The 24,297-nt window shown below is 42.0% G+C and carries 17 protein-coding genes and 1 tRNA gene; 2 read left to right on the top strand and 16 right to left on the bottom strand.

From position 1 onward, the window contains the following. Positions 1-145: 145 nt before the first annotated feature. Positions 146-751: a class I SAM-dependent methyltransferase gene (locus AC4MRV_RS03885; protein WP_491186109.1), complete on the bottom strand. Its 606-nt coding sequence runs from the start codon at positions 749-751 to the stop codon at positions 146-148. Between the two features lie 372 nt (positions 752-1,123). On the opposite strand from AC4MRV_RS03885, the gene AC4MRV_RS03880 reads away from it, so the two are divergent. After that, positions 1,124-1,411, top strand: a complete 288-nt coding sequence (locus AC4MRV_RS03880; protein ID WP_139060906.1) for a hypothetical protein — start codon at positions 1,124-1,126, stop codon at positions 1,409-1,411. On the opposite strand, the gene AC4MRV_RS03875 is transcribed toward AC4MRV_RS03880, so the two are convergent. The 13 genes from AC4MRV_RS03875 to AC4MRV_RS03815 form a co-directional block, all read right to left on the bottom strand. Continuing rightward, on the bottom strand, positions 1,388-2,728 hold the full coding sequence (locus AC4MRV_RS03875; protein WP_491186108.1) for an McrC family protein: 1,341 nt from the start codon (positions 2,726-2,728) through the stop codon (positions 1,388-1,390). The genes AC4MRV_RS03880 and AC4MRV_RS03875 overlap by 24 nt on opposite strands. Continuing rightward, positions 2,728-5,424, bottom strand: coding sequence for a DUF8426 domain-containing protein (locus AC4MRV_RS03870; RefSeq protein WP_491186107.1), 2,697 nt, complete (start codon positions 5,422-5,424; stop codon positions 2,728-2,730). Before AC4MRV_RS03870 ends, AC4MRV_RS03875 begins: the two co-directional genes overlap by 1 nt. 14 nt (positions 5,425-5,438) lie before the next feature. Further along, entirely contained in the window at positions 5,439-6,569 is a 1,131-nt protein-coding gene (locus tag AC4MRV_RS03865) for a hypothetical protein (protein WP_491186106.1), read from the bottom strand. Beyond that, positions 6,569-8,326 (bottom strand): AAA family ATPase, encoded by a 1,758-nt coding sequence (locus AC4MRV_RS03860; RefSeq protein WP_491186105.1) that lies wholly within the window; start codon positions 8,324-8,326, stop codon positions 6,569-6,571. Before AC4MRV_RS03860 ends, AC4MRV_RS03865 begins: the two co-directional genes overlap by 1 nt. Positions 8,327-8,357: 31 nt before the next feature. Next, positions 8,358-9,053, bottom strand: coding sequence for a hypothetical protein (locus AC4MRV_RS03855; protein ID WP_491186104.1), 696 nt, complete (start codon positions 9,051-9,053; stop codon positions 8,358-8,360). Between the two features lie 14 nt (positions 9,054-9,067). Beyond that, positions 9,068-10,228: an AAA family ATPase gene (locus AC4MRV_RS03850; RefSeq protein WP_491186103.1), complete on the bottom strand. Its 1,161-nt coding sequence runs from the start codon at positions 10,226-10,228 to the stop codon at positions 9,068-9,070. Continuing rightward, positions 10,228-11,535, bottom strand: a complete 1,308-nt coding sequence (locus AC4MRV_RS03845; RefSeq protein WP_491186102.1) for a restriction endonuclease subunit S — start codon at positions 11,533-11,535, stop codon at positions 10,228-10,230. Before AC4MRV_RS03845 ends, AC4MRV_RS03850 begins: the two co-directional genes overlap by 1 nt. After that, a complete protein-coding gene (locus AC4MRV_RS03840; protein ID WP_491186101.1) occupies positions 11,532-13,022 on the bottom strand; it encodes a class I SAM-dependent DNA methyltransferase in 1,491 nt (496 codons plus the stop codon). Before AC4MRV_RS03840 ends, AC4MRV_RS03845 begins: the two co-directional genes overlap by 4 nt. A 29-nt stretch (positions 13,023-13,051) precedes the next feature. Next, positions 13,052-16,549 (bottom strand): type I restriction-modification system endonuclease, encoded by a 3,498-nt coding sequence (gene hsdR / locus AC4MRV_RS03835; protein WP_491186100.1) that lies wholly within the window; start codon positions 16,547-16,549, stop codon positions 13,052-13,054. A gap of 142 nt (positions 16,550-16,691) precedes the next feature. Further along, positions 16,692-17,258 (bottom strand): condensin complex protein MksE, encoded by a 567-nt coding sequence (locus AC4MRV_RS03830; protein ID WP_045422279.1) that lies wholly within the window; start codon positions 17,256-17,258, stop codon positions 16,692-16,694. Continuing rightward, complete coding sequence (locus AC4MRV_RS03825) at positions 17,258-18,667, bottom strand: hypothetical protein (protein ID WP_491186099.1); 1,410 nt, start codon at positions 18,665-18,667, stop codon at positions 17,258-17,260. The genes AC4MRV_RS03830 and AC4MRV_RS03825 overlap by 1 nt, the downstream gene beginning before the upstream one ends. Further along, entirely contained in the window at positions 18,660-21,599 is a 2,940-nt protein-coding gene (locus AC4MRV_RS03820; RefSeq protein WP_491186098.1) for a hypothetical protein, read from the bottom strand. The genes AC4MRV_RS03825 and AC4MRV_RS03820 overlap by 8 nt, the downstream gene beginning before the upstream one ends. Before the next feature lie 3 nt (positions 21,600-21,602). Further along, positions 21,603-22,382: a hypothetical protein gene (locus AC4MRV_RS03815; RefSeq protein WP_491186097.1), complete on the bottom strand. Its 780-nt coding sequence runs from the start codon at positions 22,380-22,382 to the stop codon at positions 21,603-21,605. Positions 22,383-22,584: 202 nt separating this feature from the next. Here AC4MRV_RS03815 and AC4MRV_RS03810 point away from each other — a divergent pair, with 202 nt between their 5' ends. After that, the gene (locus tag AC4MRV_RS03810; protein ID WP_491186096.1) at positions 22,585-23,439 is read left to right on the top strand and encodes a helix-turn-helix transcriptional regulator; all 855 of its coding nucleotides are present in this window, start codon (positions 22,585-22,587) and stop codon (positions 23,437-23,439) included. Positions 23,440-23,504: 65 nt separating this feature from the next. On the opposite strand, the gene AC4MRV_RS03805 is transcribed toward AC4MRV_RS03810, so the two are convergent. Both AC4MRV_RS03805 and AC4MRV_RS03800 read right to left on the bottom strand, forming a co-directional pair. Beyond that, a tRNA-Ser gene (locus AC4MRV_RS03805) sits at positions 23,505-23,592 on the bottom strand. Positions 23,593-23,737: 145 nt separating this feature from the next. Beyond that, on the bottom strand, positions 23,738-24,187 hold the full coding sequence (locus tag AC4MRV_RS03800) for an L-alanine exporter AlaE (RefSeq protein ID WP_491186095.1): 450 nt from the start codon (positions 24,185-24,187) through the stop codon (positions 23,738-23,740). Positions 24,188-24,297: the final 110 nt, after the last annotated feature.

Genomic DNA, 24,297 nt, shown 5'->3' with positions numbered 1-24,297 from the left:
AAGTTAAATTGCGAGGCAGATAATGCATAAGCAAACAGGCTAGAATCACCGTTACAGTCCTTTAAACAGCTCAGCGCGGTGGTATGCTAAACGAAATAAACCGAGATCAAACGCTTTAGCGAGTAAGCGCTGCCTTTCTCTGCTTCTACACACGGCTGATGCTTTTACTTAGTACTACTGTTTGCCAAGTCAATCCTGTCCGAGATAACCCATCTTCTGTATCTTCAACATGACAAACCACTAACCCTATTCGCTGCGCAATCTGTTCTAATTCCGCAAGAGAGACACCATAGCTTGTGCGCCCATCACCGAAGGCACCATGCCGTAGAGTAATCACAATTCTGCCACCTTCAGCTAACCGCGCCACTAATGAGCAAAGAGACTGATAGCGCTTTGTCACCGGAATATGCATCCACACCGCTGAAACAAGGATAAGATCGAAACTATGAGGTAAAGCGTTTATAGAGCTGAGATCTGGGAGTTGGGCGTCAACCCAATGAACTTCCGTCGAGGTACGCTGTTTTCCTAATTGACGAAAACCTTTCGAAGGCTCAATAGCAACGACCTTACAGCCTTGTGAATCAAACCACTGAGCGTCTCTGCCCGAGCCTGCACCAACATCCAATACTCGGCTACCCGACAGAGGCCAGTGTGAACGCCAACTGCTGTGTACAGATTCAAAATTTACAGAATCATACTGCTCAGCCAGTTGTTCTGCATTTTCATTGTAAAAAGAGAGGTTTACATCCATGGCAAATACCCAAAATTTTCCCTAAAGGCATAATAACCATCTTGATTACATAAGGCGATTAAGTATTAGGAAAGAATGAGGGATTGAGATAAGTATCCGACCTGATAACGCAAAATGCGAAAAGCCCCAGCATTTCTGCTAGGGCTTTAGAATGTGGCGGGAGTGAGACAGCAGACTTAAACACGCAACCATTTAATTTAATTGAATATACAAACAAAACGAAAGCAAAAGTATTACCATGGGTATTACTTAAGGAAAGCCATTACATTTAAATGAATCTCCACTTTTTCTTATCCTAATATCCAAAGCTCCTCTAGCAATGTCTATAATCTTAGCATTGCTAATGCACCTTATAAGAAGTGAGCAATTTTCATGGATGATACCGATTTAGACAAAAAACTAAAATCCGTCGGCAAAGCCGCATTCGTATCTCACTATGAGCTTTTCCGAGATTTCACTAATGGCAGAATTTCACGAGCAGATGCAATCGAAACTCTAGTGACGAAAAAAGTGAGTAACGAAGCCGGGGCCGCAATTAGGGTTGGTAACGCAAAGCTGATCTTTGAAAACAGCAGAGAACAAGATGCACTTGATTTGATACTTCAATCTAATCGAGTTGATAATAAGATACGCGATTTAGCACGAAAGCTCAGGAGATGATAACTTTCCTGAACATTCAACACCCAATAGTTCACATTCATCATCCACGAGATCATAAGGGATAACCTTCACCGCTAGATTTTCATCAAATCTAAATGATGGCAGAGACTCTTTAAAGTGCTCGTAAGCCGGGTAGATAAGATAGACCACGCCTGAACCACCTAAATAATTTTGGCCATACGCAAACATCTGATACATATCAGATTGACTAATACCGTACTTCTGCTTTGCTGTGGCTTGCTTCTCGTCAATTCGTTTCCACTTAGTATCAGCCACATAAAGCGGCTCATGCGAAGTCTTATCACTAACTACAATATCGGGTTTGAGCCTAAACCACTCTTGAGACTTTCCGCTAAGGGGCTTATGGGTCACTAGGGCACAACTGTTTGCTTGAGTTTTCAATTTAAGAGAAGGTTGTAGTGACTTTCCTAGCCTTATCGCAACATATCGCTCAAAGAGATTTTCCATCGGGAAAAGCATCGAAAGACCATTGTGCAACCCTGATAATGATACTGGTGAGCAGTAACTTAAAATCAGCTCACACCAAGGTTTTACAGAGTAATAGTGAACCAGAGAACGATCCTTGGACCACTGACGAAAATCCAATACATAATTTTTAGAGCAAGGGATATCATCAAGTGCAAATTGTAATTCACTACCTAAACGCAAGTTATCGCTATTTTTAGACCACTTCATTACTTGATTAAGCGCAGAGCGTATCAATCTATTTTCCGCTCTATCCGGTGAAAACTCATCGTAAGAAATGTGGAAGCTATTGAGACAACCCGGCCTTTGGTTGATTTGCTTTGAAGTTTGTAACTGACCTTTTAAGTAAGGCTTACGAGCTTGAACTCTAGTATATTGGCAACGAATCCCTTTCTTAATGACACCAGAGACCTCATTTAAGAAGTAACCAATCAATACTTCGAATAGAGGCCTGTTTAATGTTTGCAGGGAAGCACTTTCAAACCTATGCAGGTTAAGTTTATAGACTGTTGAAAGCATCTTAAGAAGCACTTTCGTTGCTGATTGACTGTCTTCCTGTTCTGATATCTTAGGAAGAATCTCAATGCGGGTACCGCAAGGGGTTTCTAACACCCCAACATAGTTGATAACTTGCAAAGCAATCGAACTGCCATGCTTTTTTACCTTTATAAGATCAACGGACTCCTCGTTGTTACTCTGCCCATTGACCAACAACCACTCAAACGCTTTACTTGGAACTGAGTGACAGTCGATACTCGACTCATTACCACCATTGAGTAACAAGCCGAATTCACGAACGGCAATCACGGAGTCATGATTCCTACTAAACATTAAGAATAGATACCAATATACGCTGCAGCGACTTTAAAGGCGTGATCGTTTCTAACATAAGGCTGTATGCCCACTTGGTCCCAATCATCTCCCATCAACTGAGCAATTTCGTTCGCGTCAAATTGTTCAACAACAAAGCGTAAGCTCTCATTTGTTTTAAGATGATCGCCCAATACGATTGCTACTCGTTCCCAGTTTTCAAAGAAATACTCTTCCAGCAATGGAAGGATCTGTAATTCAAAAATTTCAGCCAGATGTTCAATCGAAGGGTTATCTTTTAGTGATAGAAAGAAGCTGTGGCCTATCGTGTGCTCACGGTCGTACAGTAACTCTATTCGCTTATTAATGACCCGAACCATCTGCTCAATATCAATACCATCAATTAATGGAATTTCTGCAAGCAGTTCGTAGTTAGTCATCATTTCTTGAAACTGAAAACGACGACGCAACGCGATATCGATCTGAGCGAGTGACTTATCAGCCGTGTTCATCGTGCCAATAATGTGTAAGTTATCAGGAACTGAAAAAGGCTTTTTTGAATATGGCAATTTAACCGATAGCGCTTCTTTAGCATCCGCCCTCTTACTTGGCTCAATCAAAGTGATTAACTCACCAAAGATATTGGAGATATTACCTCGGTTAATCTCATCAATAATCAGCACTCTCTTATCCGAGGATGCTTGATTCGATAGCGATATTCCTTTGCTAACAATCTCATCAACTAATGGCCCCAATACATTAGGGTAGCCATTTACTAGGTACTTCTCCATCAACGTATCTACTTTGTCAAACACCCTTTTTTGCTTGATATCTTCAATGGAAATATCACCAGATCGAACTAAATCACAAAGCTCGTCAACAATCGATTTGGGCATTGGCAGATCAGAACCATTAGGCTTGCGAATAGTAATCAGCCCATCAGAAATTGATTCAATCTGATACTTACCTAGCGTGCGCCCTGGCGCTACGTTCCCCCTGTCAGCACTACCTTGTAATATAGTTTGGAGTTTTTCAGTATCGATGGTGGAATCGTATAGTCGATACAAAGTCATTTGAGACAAGTTCTTCTTAAACAATTCATCAACTGGCAGTGATGGTTCGTACACTCTGTGCCAAGTAACTTTTCTTGCTTGAGAATAGCTAACATCATCAATAGCTGAGTTATCAAAATAATAATCGCTGGTAATTTCAGCAATAGCACGAAACTTACGGTTACCATCTGAAACGACAATGAGATCACCGATAGCCATCTCATTTTTGAATTTGTTTACTGATGTAACTTGATAGTCATAGCTTTCGTTCTCAATTTCTACGTTATGACTACGGTAGGTTTGAGCCACTTGCTTACGATCAGCAGCCTGGCTAAAGTCGATATCATAACCATAACCTAAAAGAACGTAGCCATTATCAACACATTGCTGATAGATAAAAGCGTCATCACCCGCAATATCACCTAGCGACATCTTCCAGATTTTACGACCTCCAATATCAACATAATCTTGCTCTGCTTTTACTGTTGGTTTGGCACGAGCAGATTCGCACAAGCGTTTAAAAATACCATCTTCGATTTCGTAGTTGACCTGATTGTTTTCTGTCGTCGCTTTCAAGCCTTCCACAAAATCTTCATAACTAAAACTCTGGTGGAAGGTAACAAAACCAATGCGATTGCTTTTTAGAAGCTCATCGAATCGCTTTTTGATAGCGACTCGATCATCGCTATGTGAATAGTAAAACTCAGGATCAACAATCTCTAGAGCTTTATTGATCGTATTGTAGGTTTTACCTGTTCCTGGAGGTCCGTAAAGAATCGTATTAAGCGGTTGAGGTTTATCATTGCTCTTCACATCATACTCCTGCGCTGTATCGTTGACCTCATTGGTGGACGATGGCTTCGGTACCTTCCATTTAGACCGCAACGGCTCGACATAGTAGTCAAGTTCTTTGGTCCCGAACTCCGCTTCAAAAGATTGCCTTAGTGCCAACAGTTTAGCGTCAGCATCTTTTGTATCCATTCGATTATATTGGGCACTCGTGATGTCGTCTAAAGTCGTTAAAATAGACTTTCTGTCCGTGTTACCAAAGATGCGCTCATGAGCCTCTGGAAACAGCAGATATAAAAACATATGACGAAACTGTCTCGTGCCATTTTCTGGAATAGACTCCAACCACTGAGGCAAGCGCTCAACATCATTCAAAAGTTCTTTTCTTTCCAGGTCAGAGAGCTTTAGCAAAGCTTCAACCAACCGGATAACATAAACAAGCTCTCGCCAGCGACCTGTATTGTATGCGGTTCCAGCACTGCCAATTCCAGTTAAAGCGCTGTCAGAAAGGAATTTTTGCTTGGGCTCTGGGGTAATCTCGTACCCACTCCAGGAAAATACTCGTTCAATACTATTACGCTTAGACTCTGGTCCCGTATTACTTGGGCAAAGAAACATCAACCACAGCATTTCAGACGCCAGTACTTTGGCTTCTGGGGAAGCATCTGCCAGTTGAGTTTCTAATTTTTCAAAAAAGTCACCGTCACCTTCATCTAAGTTTTCAACGAAGTAATCAATGAGCTCTTGGCACGTTGGTGAATTCCAGACTGTCAGTTCCGTGAAAAGAGAGCGACCTTGAATAAAACAACGCTCTTTGAACTCCGACATATTGTTAAGTAAATGAGTAGAATTTTTGTCACCACAATATACAGCCAATTTTTAGTCCTTATTTATAACGCGTTACGTCTGGGTTCATAGATGTCTTTAATCGCCAGAAGTAGATCTTCGACAACTTCATCGTCTGAACCGGCCAGATGTGAAAAACTTAAAGATTTGTAATAAACCTCTTTCCTAGAAGTCTTTATGAGCTCCAGTCTCTCGGCTTCTCGTTGTAGTTTACCTTTAGCGATATCAACTCGCTCCACATCAGCTAATAACGGAGCTAACCACTCCTCGGTAAATGACTCATCCATCAAATGATTCACACGCCCTAAAACACCAAAAACTCGGTCCCAGGTTTTTCCTTTCTCTTCAAGTGCGCAGCCAGTCTCTATAATTGCCACACGCATTTTATAGAAATCCCCACTTTTCTTCTCATATGAAGCCTGGAGGCGCACTTGCTCTTGAGAATAAGGGATGAAGGATAGAGTACGATCACCCTCTTCACTAAGCGCGTCTTTTTCTTCTTTAAAATCTTCGTTGCATGTATCACAGCAAGGAACAAGATTATTAAAATCCACCGCTAAAAACGGATAATGGGCTTTGGGTAAATAATGGTCATATGAAGCACGTCTCTGCCTTTCTTCTGGAAGATCCGCGCCATCTTCAGGTTCGATTAGTACTTCCGCCGTCATAGGTGACAAGCCACAGAACGAACATATCGCTGTGTTTAACCTTTTAAACTCTTGGTAGTGATCATGCATGTCTGAGAATTCAACCTCATTAAATTTGTCATCCAATGCATTGCTAAAACACTGCAAACCTAATGTCGTTGAATACAAATACCCCCCTAGTTTTTTACATGCATTCCACAAATCTTTGTGTTCTGTTGTACTCGGGGTTTTAACGTTAGGCTTCAATAGCGCGATTTGAACATCAGAATAGACTGGTAGAATTCCTATCTGTTGGTCATATATTTGTCGAAAAGACGCTTTATGCTCAACAGATAACCGATTATATTCCCGATAAACACAGTTGAAATATTCATTTGTTTTCGCACTACCATCAAGAACTGTTCGGAATTCTGCAGGAAAACAATCCTCTACCTCTTCTTCTTGGAACATCAACCGATAGAAGTTTTTATGGACTTCATCAAGCCAGTACAAACTTGATTGAGGTGGTTTCACTACAGGCCAGAGCATTATTCTTCATCTCCCAGCTCATCCAACTCTCGTCGAATTTTGTTCCGTCTGTAATTTAATTCGAATGATTGGCCAAATTTCTCTAGTTGTTCAAGAGCTGTTGTACCAGTAAGGTCCCCATTATCATATTGCGATAGTACTTCTCGTATCTCATCTAGAGGCCTTTTTGAAATAAGAACCTCTAACCCGAAAACAGACGAGAGTAATGAGTCAAAAGAAGATCCATAGGTTTCTTTGTCACGAATAGAATTAATCGCTACACAGCCCTCAGGATTTTTCTTGAAATGAAGCACGCGCTCAGATTTACATGCTGAAAGGACAAAAGGGGAATGTGTGGAGATAATCAACTCTAGGTTTGATAAACCAACGTAATTGTTAATGATATCGACAAACTCGATACGCCACTCTGGGTTGAAATGACTTTCTGGCTCGTCAAGGATAAACAAGGACTGCTGGTCACCGAATAATATTAAGGAACCGATAATTTGAATTAGTTGATGTTCACCATCACTGAGACGGTCATATAGCGTCACGGTATTTGGGTTAATTAACCTAACCTTTGTATTAACGAAGCGAATTGGCGCTAATCCACCAGCGATGTTAGGTACATTTCGCTCGTAGCAACTCGTTTTCAAGGTTCGCTTTTCGTCTCTGCTCCAGCGTTTAGCCACCATTTGGCTGATGAACATCAAGTTATCTAGAAACATTGAACGCTCAAGATATAGGGTTTCTATTCTCTCGAAGAAGTCTTGGTTAACTTCAAACTTCAGAACACCGTTGAGCGTGTCTTCATTGAACTTCGAACTATCACAACTAAGGTTCTGCAGTCGTATGGCTTCATCTTTAATAAAATCTAAATCTCGATACTCTGAAAGCCGTAAATCAATCTCAAATGACTTCAATGTTTCGATATTCGTGTAATCGTTTAGGAATCGCTTAAAATCGTCACTTTCATTGACCATTAGCGAAATGAAGAACAACTGATTGGCGGTGTGATCTGTAAATATACCGATAGGTCGTTGTGCTTTGATTGATGGTAGAGGTACATCAATGTCGACTTCGTCATCAAACACTAATGGCGGCTCAAACAAAGGCTTGTTGCGCTCATAACTGGTTTCAATATAATCACGCAGCTCAATCACTTGATTCTCATCAAACCCATCTTCTCTAGTAATTAGGTTATCAAAACGTTTAGCATACTCTCGGTGAAACACGCCCTGTTTCCGTACAACGTCATAAAAACTAAGCTGAGCTTTAGCAAAGACTGAACTCAACCCTTGATTGTTTCCCGAAGAGTACGCAATGACATTGGTGGGTAGCATTTCATGAAAATCGCTTTGAACTTCATTGAAAATACCCAACAGTTCGACCATCTGGTCTAATTGGTAATTCTCTAGCTCATTGGTGCCATAGCTGAATGGTCTTTCACCCTCAATATAAAGCATCTTCAGTTTCGAATCGGTACATTTGAGCAACACGGTCCTTAGGGCAGAGGCTCCCGTAATTTGATACTCAATTTCAAAATCATAGGTAAGGTCTTCTGTACATTCATACTGCGGGTTGAAATACCTATCAGCATAGCCAAAGATATCGGCGATTAGTTCGATGAAATTTGATTTGCCAGAACCATTTAAGCCAACTAAGCATATAGGCGAATACCCCTCGCTATTTGGCTTAAAGGTGTAAATGAAAGGTTGCTGTTCTGTTCCTACGATCGATTTGTATCGACCAACTAACTTAAGCCTATTTAGTCTCATTTTTGTTCTTATTATTTAATGATGAAAATTTCTATTCGATTGGTCTACCCAGCATTCGCCCTAGCACTTCTTTCATTGACTCCTGAAAATCCGTCATCGACTTCATATCGGTAATTTGAGCCAAATCTATTTGACCTTCGTCTACGAGCTCATTGAGCGTTACACGAGTTGCTGGCTCACCAAGATGTGCTTCTAACTCAGCTTTTAAAGATTTTGGCGAGTCGTCGTTACCAGAGCGCTCTTCAAGGGGGCCACAATGTTGATAACCATATTTTAATGCGCAGATTAGCCAAGCTTCTGATTTTGGTTGAGCAACAAACGGCACGCCATTTTGATACTCTTGAGCTTCAAAGCCATTAATCATAGATTGGCGCTTAGATTGATAATCTGGCCATTTATTACTGTCTGAGTCGTGGAATAACACCGCTAAGCTTGGTTGCCTTTCAGGATTAGAGGCTACATGAGCTAATGCTCTCGCCGCACGATAGAACTCTCTAGTTTCTAGACCTTGTTTTTTACCGCGCCTCGAAAGATTTTTGATAATCGTTGTATCTTTAGATATCCGAGTAATTTCAGACTCATGAACCACTTCAAGCAGATCCGCATCGAGAAGTGAGAAGCCCGAATATGGCTCAATAAACTTGTCTATTAGCTTACTCAGAGGACCGATAGCATCATTGCTTTTACCGATGTCGGTTTCACCTTCACCGCTGACAACTAAATACATGCGTTCTGCCCTCTTTAGTTGCTAATCAGTTGAACTGTCGCGGCTTCTGGCGCTAGATTTTCAAGTATCGTATCTTCGTAGGCCTCACCTGGCCCCATGAACTTCAGCTTGCGTTGCATTGAAGGAAGGTCAAACAGGCGAATGGCTTGGGTTGCACCCGCCTTATTCTTATACAAGTAAACTACGCCTTTTTTAGCGACGTCATCTTCCATGTAGTTAAGTATCATTGGGCTGTGAGTGGTGACAATCACTTGGGTATTGGCTTCAACTAAGCTGTCGACTAGCTTTTCGATAAGCTCTGGGTTAACACCGTTTTCAATCTCATCGAGTAATAGTGCGCTTTGTTTTTTGGTCAACTGAGCAAAAATTGCCATAAAACGCAGTAAGCCATCGTTGATGTGTCTGGCTTCGGTTTTGATGCTTTTCTCACCAAACTTTTCTTCAATTTCTAGCCTAACGGTGCCAGCCGACTTTTGAACTGTTGCATCAACTTTGATCAAGCTTGGGTATAGCTCTTTCAACGTAGCCACTAGGTTCGCTTTCTCTTCTTTGGTCATATTACTGATAAAGCTTGAAAGCATCTTACCGCCAGCGCCCAGTGTTTTACCGCTGATGTGTTGATCACGAAGCATTTCAGGAGAAAGCATGTCTAATGCATTTAGCTCATTAAAGAAGGTTTTAAACGCCACTAGCTCCTTTGGCAATTGATTCTCTCTTAATTGGGATAGAATCGAACCTTGGTAATCAAAAGTGATCGGCGCCTGTAGCCCCTCTGTAGGCAATGAAAACTTACCATCAGCAACATTGAGTAAGACCTTTCCACCCCATGTAATTTTCTCTGCGGTACAGTACAACTCTGTTCTGTTGAAACTGCCTTCCCAAATAACGGGGTTATCAGAATAAGAAAGCTCAACCGTGAAGGTAATATTCGATTTTGGCGTTAGTGTTGAATTTAGATCTCTTGCGTTCCACTGACGGCTTTCAAGCCATTCATCGATATCTCCACTTACCTGTTGCGAAAGGAAATCAATAAACTGTAATACGGTTGATTTACCTGAACCGTTTAACCCCACTAAACAGTTAAATTTACTAAACGGCAGTGAAAAGTCCACCAACGACTTAAAGTTGTTGGCTTTGATGTTGACTAAAGAGAGTGATTGATTCATTTCGTTCATTATTCCTTCTCTGCCGCTTTTGCTTTGGTGGCGCGTTTGCGAGTGGTCTTTTTCGGCTTACTCTGCTCTTTTTCAGCAACAATACGTTCTAACAGTTTCTCTGCTGGTTCATCATTTGGGTCTTGCGGTACTAACTCGCCTCGGAAAGCTTTGGCTAGTATTGATTGAGTTAAGCGGTCCAAGCGAGCTTTAGCGTCTAGGTATTGTTTTTCAATTTTATTCGCACGAGAAAAAAGCCGCTCTATACGAGACACAATTTCTGATTGCTCTTCTCCACATGGCAAATTAATCGGAAGTTTTTCAAAAACACCCTTTCCTAAGGTTGGAACACCTGTATTTGAGTTCATTTCTTTCACAAGCCATTCCAGCGACTGCTCATCTCTCAGGTACCACAATAAGTAATCAGATTTCACTTTCTCAGAAGCTCGAACGATAAACACTGTATGACTAAAAACGAATTCCATGTTGGTAGGTGCAAACCGAGCTAAACCAAGTCGCCCCTTTCGAGCAAAAATGATGTCATTCTTAAAAAAACCAGTTTTCTCTTTTCGTTCTTCATAGAACTCACGATTAACCAATTTCGCTTTATCGGTTGTCCAACCAGATTCACCCACAAATTGTTGAGTAGATAAAATGGGCACTCCGGAACTATCGGATTTCGGATAACGATGAGATGGGTTTGGATCCAGAGAGGTCGCTACTTCTGCCAATTTCGTCTGGGCCCACTCTTCGAAGCCTATTCCTTTGATAGATCGCCACTCTTTAGTCAACTCCCCAGACGTTGCAGCAGCCAATACGGATTGACGGAAACGTTTTAGGATGGCAGGAATCTTGTCTAAACGAGCTTGGGCTTTGTCGACCTTAGCAAGGATAGAATCTAACTTATTGGCAATGCGGATTTGTTCGTTTAGAGGCGCAATTAAAAGCTGTAATTTGGCCAAGCCTTCTTGTGTAATTTGAGGTTGTGCGGAACCTGAAATTACATTTTTAAAATCATTCGATTTTAGAAAATAATATAAAAATTTAATGCTCACACTTTCAGATAAGTCATCAAGTGCCATTGCATTCCCGTTTATATAAGATTTAGGTTTCGATACATGAACGTTGCCACAAGTAGCACCACGACAAGTGATCATCAAAGTCGGATTTTCATGGGTATATTCGGTAAATTTACCTATGATGCCATTTGCTCCATAAACATTGTAACCCTCGTCAGTTAAAAGCTTCTTAGGTATAGTCTTCCACTGCTTAGGGGAAGCAATATCAAAAATAGAACTAGTACTCCAACCATTAGGTAACTCACTCACAGAGCCACCTCATCACTTTCCGCTGAATCCAAATCCGCCAAAATCGCTTTTAGCTCTTCCATTGCCCCTGCCATTTCAACCAGCGCTTCATTGACCAGTACATCTGGCGCAGGCAGCTTGGAAGCGTCTTCGTTGTTTTCATCACGAATCCAGCTTAGGTCTAATGACTCATCTTTAGTTTTAATTTCATCACGGCTAAAGCAGCGCAGACGGCAACCATCAATGTCATTTTCATGCTTGCTCAGGAAGTCTTGGCGAGCTTTTTCATTTACCTGAGTCAGATCGCTACCGACTGCTTCATAAAATTCATCAAAGTGCTTTTTAGTCAGTACAGTACGCTTACCAAACTTAGGCATGTTAGAGCGCAAGTCATACACCCATACGTTTTGGGTTTGACCTTTATCTTGGGTCACGTCTTCTGGTTTAGAGAAGAACAAGACGTTGGTTTTTACCCCAGCGGCGTAGAAGATACCAGTTGGCAGGCGCAAGATGGTGTGAAGGTGACACTTCTCCATTAGGTCTTTACGAATCGTTTGGCCTGTTGAGCCTTCAAACAATACGTTATCAGGAAGCACAACTGCTGCTCGGCCACCTGGTTTGAGCATTTTGTGGTACATCAAATGCAAAAATGCCAGTTGTTTGTTGCTGGTGTAATGAACCAAATCGTCACGTGTCGGTACGCCACCGCCCTGCTTAGTACCAAATGGCGGGTTAGCAAGAATTAAGCTCGCTGGTGGTAGTGCTTTACCCTCGTTAGACAAGGTATCACCAAATAGAATGCCAGAGTTTTTATCGTTTACGGCAAGATCATGCAGCATTAGGTTCATCATGCCTAAACGGTGCGTGTCTTGAACCAACTCCATGCCAAAGAAGGTTTTATGCTGGTATCTATCGTAAGGTGCTGGCTCTAACGCTTGAATATCGTTGTGTTCTTCCAAGTAGTTGTGCGCACTGATCAAGAAACCACCTGTACCTGCGGTCGGGTCGACAATGACATCATCTAATGTTGGTTTCATTAGTTCTACCATCACATCGATAAGCACACGCGGTGTAAAGTACTGACCAGCACCCGATTTTTTCTCACCTGCGTTGATCTCTAACAGACCCTCATACATATCACCCAAACCCTCGGTTTTGGCGCTGTACCAATCAAGCTTGTCGATTTCTACCACGAGCTTATTTAGAGTTGCTGGTTTGCGGATAACAGTGCTGGCATTTTTGAAGATCGCTTGAGTGATGCGAGAGCCATTGTAGCCTAGGTGTGTTAACAGCTTTTGATACTCTTCTAGGCGAGTCGCTGAGTTGTAGGCTTCTAGATTTTCCCAACGATAGTTCTCTGGCAGTAGTTCCTCTTGGCCCGTTTCTTCAACCATTTTAAGGAATATAAGGTAAGTGAGCTCGTTGAGGTACTCATGGTAAGTCACACCGTCATCACGGAGTAAGTTACATAAATTCCAAAGTTTGGCGACGAGATCTTGAGTACTCATTAAATTTACTACCTATTGTATTGACCAGCTTAAGCTGATTGTTGTTGTGGCTGTGATTTGGTTGTCTCATCAGGTGAGGTTTGATCAACTGATTGCCACAATTCTTGATTAAATAATGCTTTGTTAAATTGTAAGAGAACATCCTCTACAGGCTGTTCAAAAAGTTTGTTAGCGCGTTTTAGCCCGCCTTGCTGTTGCTTGAAGATGCCTTGATCCAACGCTGGCAAGTCGACAATAGTGGTGGCTTTCATCTGTTTAGCGATAAGCTCTAGCCATTTCTTTTGTGGTGTTTTCCAATCTTGACTCGCTAACATGGTTTCAAGCGCTTTTTCTACTCGCTGCTCAAAAGGAATAAGAGGCTCGCCGAGCGCAGCTTGACGAATAAAGCCGATGATTCGAGCGGCGATTTCTTCGTTTTTTACTTCGTTCCACGCAACTTGCAGATCTTGTTCTCTAAAGCGGTTCTTTTCAAGCTCAATCGCCAGCTCTTTTAGGCTTTTTCTTGTTAATTCCCAAGGTTTTTGCACAACTGTTTGAATTGCGATCAAACGGTTACTATTGGCGTTAACAAAATCGCTAAATGCTTGCAGATAATCAGATGGTTTTTGCCCATCACCGTAACCTGTAGTGACATTGGTCACCTCGTCGTCATGATCAGAAATTATCACCGGAGGGCGGTTACCGCCTCCGGTCACTTTACTATCTAACAGCTCGCCTAAGCCCGGATGCTTGGTAAACCACTCTGCAACTTCATCAACTGGTCGACTCTTCATATCTTGAATAAAGTCTTCAGGGGATTGGCCGACAATGGTTTCAAAATCTTCTCGCTGAGAGTCAGTTAAATGACGACGTTTAACCTGAAGCTTGGCGATAAACTGATTTTTTGCCAACGTTTGCAGTTCTTCCTCATCGACCTGAATCATTTCATTCTCGAGCTCGCTGAACGTGATATTCACGTTGGTCACAACGGGCTTCATACTGTTCACATCTTCAAGCTGAGTGTAAATATCGACCGCGTCAAAGATTCTAAATGGCCCCTTGGCGATCTCATCACATAAACGGGTTGCTCGGCCTAACATCTGTTCAAACAAGATTCGGCTATTCACACGACGCAGGAAGACCAGATTACAAATCTTGGGAACATCCACCCCTGTGGTTAATAGATCCACCGTCACCGCAATATTGGGTAAACGATCGTTCTTAAACAGACGGATTTTTTCTAATGGCTTATCCGATGCTCCGGTGATTTTTTGGATGGCGTCGTCTTCTACCTCACCATGATAGTGTTCACACGCTTCCTTTAGGGCTTCAACGACTTGATCAGCGTGTTTATCTGTCACACAGAATATGAGCGTTTTCGCTTCTGAGTAAGGGTTAATGGCATCACTTTCTATGAGCCATTTAGTCACGACTTTGGTGAAGTTTGGGCTCACCACCTTCTTGTTAAACTGCGATACATCGAAATCGAGTTCATCTGGTGTACGATATTTTTCAATCGTATTGTCTTCTACGTTGTAAGCCTGAACTTCTTCGTTGATGTCGTAATGAATGCCCTGCTCTGCAAGCTTGGTGTGAATTCTTATCGGTGGTAGGTGATCGTTAAGATAGCCATCAATGACTGCTTCGGTATAGGTGTAACTAAAGATAGGTTCACCAAAGATATCTACCGTATGCAGCGCTGGCGTGGCAGTTAAGCCAATTTTGAAGGCATCAAAGTAATCCAAAACTGCTCGGTACTTGGATTGGTAATCTTTTTGATCGCGAAACTCTAGTTCCGTCTCACTCTGAATTCGGTCAAGCAGATAGCCGCGGTGACATTCATCAACCACAATGCAGTCGTATTGACCAACGCCTGGTTTGGTATCACCATCATTCGGGTACAAAATACGTTTCACTAGGCCTTGTACAGTAGCGACATGGACTTTGGTATCGTCTTCAGGCTTAGCGACTGGTGGTTTGTCTGCTTCCATACCAATAACATCGAATGTATCGGCAAAGGTATTTAAGTTCTCTAAGCGAACTTCACCAAAGTCGGTGGTTGCCTGAACGCCAAGTGCAGAGCGATCAACCAAAAATAGAATACGGCGAAAACGTTCCGCTTTGAGCAAGCGATACACTAAAGCAATACAGGTTTTGGTTTTACCGGTTCCGGTTGCCATTGCTACCAGCGCATTCGTCTTACCTTGTTTAATCGCCTGCTCTACCGACTGAATTGCCTTAACCTGATAGTCACGCAGTTTTAGATCGTAATCAAACCCCATCTGGTCAAGTTCTTGATCTGCTTGTTGTGGCGTTTGACGAAGGTAAGCTTTAATTTCACTAGGCGAGTACCAACCTTTCAGGGCTCTTCGGCGATTAGTCGTATCTCGAACATCCAAAAACCAAATACCACTCTCTTGCTCTAGTTGTTCTAAGTAAGGTCGACCATTAGTCGCAAACACGACTGGCACTTTAAACTCACCGTAAGTGGTTTCAATAACAATCCCACCTTTATTGGTTAAGCCTTTAGCGTAGCGCTTTGCTTGGTCAATGGCACCATAGACGTTCTTGGCACTTTTCTTTGCTTCTACTACTGCTACAGGGGTTAAGCCCATAAATAAAACGTAATCAGCAGGACCGGAGTTCGTCGGCCATTCTGCTATCGCACGGTTCTCATTGGCTACGGGTCTTGCACCTTTTGAATATTTAAGGTTTACGCTGTCTGCTTTCCATTTCGCATCATTAAGTTGCTCGTCAATCAGTACACGAGTTTCTTCTTCATTTAGCTCCAAACGTGACTTTTCAATCTTACCAATAAGCTTGGCTTGCTCATCTGAACTCTGCTTATTAAAACCAGCCAAATAAAGAACGTTAGCATCATCCATCTTCTTGCGATATTGAGACAGTGTCGCTTCATGTTCAGTTGCAACCTCTTCCCATAACTGGCTTTCTGCCTGCATCTGCTCAGCTCGCATTTTCTGCGCGTGAGCTTTTTCAGCTTCAACTTGTTTGAGTTCTTCAGCGACTTTTAATCGTTCTGAGGTTCTCTGTTGCGCAATTTCTAACGCTTGCAGTTTTTCTTCGAGCTGCCTTACATGTTCAGATGGGTCTTGAGGTTTTATGAATGGCTCAGGCCTAAAGCCTTTTGCGTGATAGCCTCCAAACAGAGTATGGTACCAAGCACTAAGGGCATGCCCTAGCACCAAAGCTTTTAACGCATCTCTGTGACTAGAAGAGGTGAAATCGTGGTTAGCAGTGTTACCAAGCTTTCTGATTGTGTGGAAAGAATCACTAATACGCGCATCGAGGGTCAGTTTGTACTCAAGGTTCCGTAAGAGATCGACTTGTCTGATATCTCTCCCTTCATCATCTTTACCATACTGTACGCCAACACGCGCAGCTACATTCTGCGCTAATGCTTCCCCTAGCTGACGAATCTTTACCAAAGTAGTATTAGGGTCAGGAACAAAACATTGCTCTGCTCGATTCGCTAATTGAAACAGCAATTCATCATGATGCTTTAAAAACTCAAAATTACTTTTTTCCACGCAAAGTTCCTTTCACCACATCCAACAGGCTTTAACTGCAACTAGATTAGCATTTTACTATGTTTAAGACTGTTAGTTAATTCAGAGATTTAGCTAACCAACATCAAGCCTAGCTGACATCATAGATAACGCTAAAGCCTACCTAATCTTGCTCTTGAGAGTACTTTTCGACATGGAGATTAAGGAAGTGCATACCTGCTGAGCTCAAAATGTAATGCTTATCGCCACATTGATAGAGAAAGTTTCTGTCTGCAAGGTAGTTTAAGGCCTTGTCCCATGTTTCTATTCCGAGTGCTTGACGAATATCATCATAAATCGTCTGTTCAGCAATTTCTTCTAGTGCCGTGCGCCCTAGCCCAATGACTGGCGTCATTAAATCATCGAGGTCAAAACCTTTGTCTACCCAATAGCGGGCGATAATCAACAACATTGCCTGGATTTTGGTGGCATTTGTGTCGGCGTCCTCTTCCGCTTCACTACGGCTAATATAGAAAAACTCGCCCTCGACATTGAAGTTAAGCGTATAGCCTATATGAAGGTAGAGCTGAGTAAAGTGATCTAAATTGTTGTAAAGCTCGGTATAGAGTGGGCTCTCTAGAAAGCTCTGCTGATAAAGGTCATAAACCTGCTTGGTGATCACCTTACCATTAACGAAGGTGGCGTATATCTGCTGGCTTTTCGCCATGTTGATTTGAGAAAAGGGGCTCATTACTGAATTACTCGCTCTGTTCGGATTTTGCGGTATAAATAAATATTGTCGCCTTGGGCGAGACGCTGACGAAAGTTGGTCATTTTGAGTGTATGTCCATCAAGCATTGCCTCACTTCGCAATATGAAGTTGAGCCCCTCCAATAGATCAACAAAGTGATAGTCAGAGAAATAATCTTTAAGGCGACGATGAAGTGAGAGTGTAAGATCCTGATACTCTGCCATTTTCATATCTTTAACTAACTCAAATATCTGCTCTGCACGCGCAAGCCTTTGTTCCGTAGAATCATCTTTTACGCTGACTAAATCCACATAACGGCTCTGCTCTAGCAAACTCCTGTCCACAATTCGCGCTTCAATATCACTCACTACGTTGTTTAGGTAGGCTTCTGAACTACTGATGCGCAGAACTTTGGGTCTAGCTTGCTGCATTAATCCCATAAAACTTCCGTTATAACGAGCAAATTGTCCATCAATCTGGCTGCGCTTGAGGTTTTGTTTTGTGGCATCTAATTCATTCAATAACTCATTAAACGCGCCTTCAATTGCATTAAACTGTTGAAGGCGTTTTTTGGAACGCGCCAAAAACTGATCCACCGATTGAGAAACTTTGCTTATCTGTTTATGAAAGCTGTTAAAACTCACCTCATACCTTAGCATCGCATTAGCCCGCTGATGGTCTTGATGGTGATCGAACTGACTGCGTAAGCTTTGTAAACATTCAAACAAGTTCGGACCATCTTTCAAACGGCTTTTTTCATCCAAAAACTGCCTAGTTGGCAATATGTGGCGAGAAAGCAATAAAGATATTTTTTCTATCGACTCTTGCTGAAGAGCAGAAAACACTTGTGGGTTATGAGACTTCGCGGCAAGTTCACTCGCATCGCTGAGCTCTTGGTTGATGGTCTGCATTTTGACCAAGTTCAAGCGGATGCTGTTAAGCAACTCACTCAATTGATGAAATAACTCATCAATTAGCTCCTTGAAATCTAGGTCACTATCGCTATACAGCATCGAACTCGATTGAAGCTTTTCTAGGAGTAACCGTATGCCCCCAAGCTGGATCTTAAGTGCCACATCGGTAAGGTCTTGAAATAAGCTGCGGTCAAACAGACGGAATACCCCTATCACCGCACGATCAAAGATCAAGCGACTCTCGCTCCCGAACTCATCTTTATCCACCAAAATATGGGAAGCTAATAAGTTATCGGTAGAAAAGGCCGTACGTAATTGTTTCTGCTTCTCTTTGCTTTGACCTTGTATGTAACGGTGCAATCTAGAGATAAAGGACGCTTCTCTCACATAAGGCTCACCGCTCTCATCCATTGTACGGATCACATCTCTCATGATGGTGTGATGTTCAAGCATTATGGCAAATGTAGGGATGGTTAGAAGTCGTTGATCACTCATATGCCTCTCCAAACATATCAAGCTGCTCTCTATCCAACATACTTCCTTTTGTCACAAAACTTTCTGGCATGCCTGTAAAAGCAATGGTTCTTGCTTTGCTATAAGGTGTTGCTGTGCGCATGGCATCTAATCGAAAATGCTGCCCAAACTTGAAGATGATCTCACTGGATGCAGAGTTAGTCGATGCGCTTAATACTCTAAACCCTGCTTGTTTCATATTGGGCAACAGCCAGTCAAATTGAGAGCTATCAACCGAAGCACCTTCGTCAATAACCAACGGAAACTGAGTAGAACAAGCGCTGTTTCTCAATCTACCAAGTAAAATTTCAACCAGTTTGATGTTAATAAGCATAATGGTCGAAGTAGATTGTGATTTACTCTCCCAGCCTTCTTGTCCCTGTTTTTTTACTCGGTATGAAATACCAGACACTATCTGCTCCATCGTTAACAATGCAGCTTTGCCTTCTGGGAAGAACTTTTTACTAAAGGCCTTGAGACGTTCAATAAATTGTTCAGAGGCTTTTTGATCAGAATGCGTATCAAAAAACTCTATTTCATTCACCAAATCATCAAATCGAGCTTCCACTTTGATTTTGGCTGCTACCTCCGACAAGTCATTAATCACTAATCCCTCAAACGCGCGATTAATACTTTGCTCAAATTGGCGAACCATTTCTCGATTGTTTTTTAGCTCATTGATAATGGCGTGAACAGAGTGCTTATGTTCAATAAAGTGTTTACGCAGAATATCAAACTCCTCATCTAGACCTTGATAGCGCGTTTGAAGCTGGTGAAATGCATGTTCTAGAAGCTCGTCATCGAGGTGAGACAGCATCAACTTATCGTCATTTTCTAGCACTTGCTCTCTAACGAAATCTTGAAGCCTCTCTGTAATATCTGTCTTGGCTTTACGCTTACTGTTTAGACTCTCAATTCGCTTGTGTAGTGTTTCTTCCGACAAGTCCACTGTTTGGTCAGGTAAGACTGAAAAATCGCTTACTGGAAGATGATGCGCCTGAAGTTCCGCTTTGACCCTCACGCTGTATCTGGTTAATTTTTCTAGCTGTTGTTTTTTCTCGGTTAGTTTGTCAGTTTGCGCGTCAAACGAGTGCTTCTCTTGTAACAACAGAGTATTTTGTGCATCAAACTGTTTTTCTAACGAGTCACGAGCTTGTTCAGCTTCAGCGAGCTCTTTATTAATCTCTGTAAGCTGATGAGTGTCATTGGTGTACGCAAGCAACAAGCTGATTTCGTTTTGTGTACGTTTAATTTCAGTTTTCAACGCCGTAATTTCTTTAATACGCTCAATGCGGGATTGATTTCCCATCGCACTGAGTTCTGCGACTCGTATGCGTTTTTGCTCTAAGGTCTCTTGTACTTTAGATAACCGCGTTTGATCGGACTCTCGATTTGTGGGCAGGATAAACTCTAATGTTAAATCCCAAAGTGCGTAGTGCTGCTGTTTTTCTTCTAATAAATCGGTAAATGACTCAATTGCCTGCCGCTCAGATGAGGATAACACTCTTGCAGGATTAGACTCCGCCAACTCCTCATTGACCGCTGCTAACTTCATCCAAACACTTTCAGGTAACTGGTTAAACAGCTTGTATTGTTGTGCGTTGACCGAGGCTTGATAGCGAGCTTCCGCCTCTTCAAGGTTGGAAATTTCCTGCTTGAGCGTTTCCAATTCAGTTTGTAGAGCCTCTGCATCTTCCTTTAATCTTAACGCTTCCTTTCTATCATCTAGGTGTTCACGGTGGCCTGAAACTATGTCGTCTATCGTCTCACTTTCATCGTATATATTGATGATAAGCTCCGTCTCTTGCACAACCTCAACAAGCTTTTTCTGTCGACGAGACAGTACGTTAATTTCACCTTGCAGTGTTTTTTGTTTATCAAGAGTGTCATTACTCGCTTTCTTAGCAGAGCGTACCTTTTCTTTTTGTAACGTTAGCTGCACCTCTTCTTGCTCAAGAGCCTGATTTTCTTGATTGATTCGGCTGCCTAGCATCATCGCGTACTGCATCAACGCATCTTCAGCATCTTTATTGCTCACTAATTGTTGATGACTGAGAGCTAGCTTTTCGAATTCAGGTCTTAGGCTTTCTATCTTTTTGAGTACCAGCTCACGACGTGACAACATCTCGTTATGATTAATAAAGGCATCAATATCGAAATTAAGCTCGTCTTTTCGCTCCTTCTTTCTAGATTCAATGATGTTGGCGACAGCCAAGCGAACCGTGTCCGAACCGGTCTTCATATCGAATAACAAACGAACGAGTGCTCGAAAAGCATCGACATCCGCATCTTTAGTTGAACTAAGAGGGAACAAGCAGAAACGCATCGCATCAATATCGAGTAGTTGATTAGCGTATATCACCTCTTTAATCGCAGATGAACGCACCAATGACTTAAAATGCTTGTCCTCACGCTTGAGAAAAGCCTGTACTTTGCTCAGCGTTAGATCATCTACTCGACCACCAATACCATCGTATCCGGCGTTGTCATCCCAAAAAAGGTGGCGTATTTGCTCATATCTTAGCGAGGTAAACATACGGCGATAATCGAGTTTTTCTGAACTACCACGATAAAGTATCTGACAGTGAGGGATAGGTCCGCCTAAATAGTTATCGCACTCTAAAATCAAAAAGCTGGTGCTACTCGGAAAGTAGTGCTCAAAACACTCATCATTAGAGTAAAAATTGCCTTCTTTATCTGAAAAGCCGAACTTGTTTTTTGAGTCTTTGAAGTTTTCTTCTGGTAATAAAAATAATCGGATCGCATTGAGGATCGACGTTTTACCAATATTCCCGCCACCAATTAAGATACCGCCCTCTCTGAGGTCGATCTCTGCGATAGCCACTCCCGCCGAATCAATAGCAATTAAACGCGAAATACTAATAAGTAAATTGTCTATGGCATTCTTTAGCATAAATTAATCCTGTTCAAGTACAGGAAGGAAGGCTTCCTGTTCCATAAAATGACGAGTTTGGTTCATTAGATCGGCCTCAGTATTAAGATCTAACTCTCTGGCAAGCTTGATAGCTTTAGCTAGATGGTTACTGTTCTTAGGCTTTAACTGAAAGCTACCTCTGAAAGCTTCCCAATCAGCGGGAGCTAACCACTTACACTGCGGCAACGCATTTTTTAGTGACTTAAATGTAGTAAGCCCGCCAAGCTCAATATCTTGAGCACAATAAATATCTTCATAACTCGATAGAAACGAAATATTTAGGTGATGACATATTTGATTCCCAGAACCAAAAATAACATCACTACTTTCTACCAATCCTGAGTGACCAAGAGCCTCTAAAAACTCCTGATATCTGTAAAAATTTTCAATATTCTCAATCAGGACAGCTCGCTTGCCTACAAGCTTCCCCCCAGCTCTGAACCCATTAACATCACACACAACGACGAAGGGAATTTGAGAGTCATTGATACGATTTAACACTAATAGATGAGAGAAGCTCGTTTGAAAGTCATGAGATCGACCTAACTTAGAGGCACCAACTCGATTACTCGGCTTCTTCAAATACAATTTGTTGTGCGCTTCAATATCATCAATGGTTAACAAGTAGCCATCGTGCGCGCGAACAAAACTGTAAATTTTTCTCCATTTGTCATCATCAGAAAATGGTAGACATCGTCGAAAATGCTCGAGATTAATTGGTTTTCCTTGTTCTATCTTTCTTAAGTAATGATTTAGTTTCATTTGCTCGACCCCAAGTAATATAGCGAGTAGCGGGAAAATTATACCAAGCTCGCATAGACAGAAATGCGATCCCAGTAGATTAGAGCCAGTTGTTCTCGGTTAATGATTGACTGAATTTATCGCTAAAAATAATATGACGTCATCAGCGACAGGTAAACACTGATTACATATACACGTAGCATAATTAGACAGGAGTTCACAAATGAGTAAGTGGCCACTTAGGTGGGATCTTTTAGCTCGATACAGAATGATCGAGATCGTTGCACTCTGGGAAGGGCGGTTAAACACCGGCCATCTAATGCAGAGTTTTGGGATAGGCCGACAACAAGCTTCAAAGGATATTAATACCTACTTAGCCGATGTGGCACCCGACAACCTTATTTATGACAAGCAACTAAAAGGCTACAAACCCAGTGATAGCTTTATCCCACAATTGACGAGCGGTCATGCTGATGAATATTTGCACATTCTTGCAAGGAGTGAAGATATTACTGTTACATTTGATGAGCTTGATATGGGCTTTGAGAATGTCACTATGGTTCGCCCTGTTACACGTAATATCTCGCCGCAAGTATTGCGTCCTCTCGTTCAGGCAATCCGAGAGAAAAAACGTGTCGATATTTGCTACACACCTTTAAAGGATGGCGAGGAAGTTGAGAGAATAATTTCTCCTCACACTCTAGTATGTACACCTATACGTTGGCATGTGAGAGCCTACTGTGAGTATGCCAGAGACTATCGAGATTTCGTATTAAGTCGCATTCAAGGGATACCTGATTTAAACGATAGTGCTAGCTTCAAAAAGCAAAGTGACCCTTTGTGGAATAAGAACGTTAATGTTGAATTGGTGGCAGACAAGAGGTTTAGTGAAAAGCAGAAAGCAGTTATCGAGAAAGACTATGCGATGAGCGATGGCGTTTTACAGATCCCTACCAATGCATCTTTGGTTAGATATGTGCTCGACGCCTACAATATTGATATTCATACACAAAAGTCTAATCCACGTGGCCAACAAATCGTTCTTGGAAACGCAGATGAATTAATGAAGTATTTGTAAATACACTAAGGTAGAAGATTATCAGAAACGAAAAAACCCTAGCATTTCTGCTAGGGTTTAGAATTTGGCGGTGAGTGAGAGATTCGAACTCTCGATACGTTGCCGTATACACACTTTCCAGGCGTGCTCCTTCAGCCACTCGGACAACTCACCGAATCAAATTATGGTTGGTATCGTTAACCAACGAGGCGCTAATTTAATGATTCTATTGGGTTAGGTCAAGCCTATTCCCTAAAAAAAGCGCCCTATTGTGTCTGTTTGGTTATTAACTGGCTAATTCGTTGATGAATCAATCAGCTTACGCTTCCTGATAGTAGCCAGGTACGCGGAACCACTTCCGGCACATATCTAAGAAGTAACCGTAAAGTACCCCCATACCACAAGAGACAACCGCGTTAGAGGTGACCGCTGTGATAATTTGATCGGTAGAAGCCCCAACAGTAAACAGAATCGCTGCGTAAACTGGTGATTGGAATAATACGTACGCCACTAGATCAGAGAGGTTTTTCATGAAACCGCTATCTGAAATACGTGCTCCCTGACGAAGAACATAATCTCGGAATAACCCATAAGGCCACGCAATGGCAATATTCACGGGAATAGAAAGCGTGCGCGACGCGAGCGATTGCTCAAAGGTCATGCCAGAGATCAAGATTTCAATCAACATGCCTGAGATAAAACAAAATACAACCATAGCGAACGTATCAGCCGCTGCGTTACGAATACAGAATGGGCCTCGAGACTTCATCTTCTTACCAAAACGAAAAACTAAATAATTAAATTAAAACCAGTGAATAAAACTGCCATTAAGAATCATAAGCAGCCAATAACACTATTAAACCACTGTTTAATTAGTTT

It is taken from the genome of Vibrio sp., from assembly GCF_984391705.1.
Note: the sequence above shows the minus strand (reverse complement) of the source record. Positions and strands in the feature narration are given on the sequence as shown.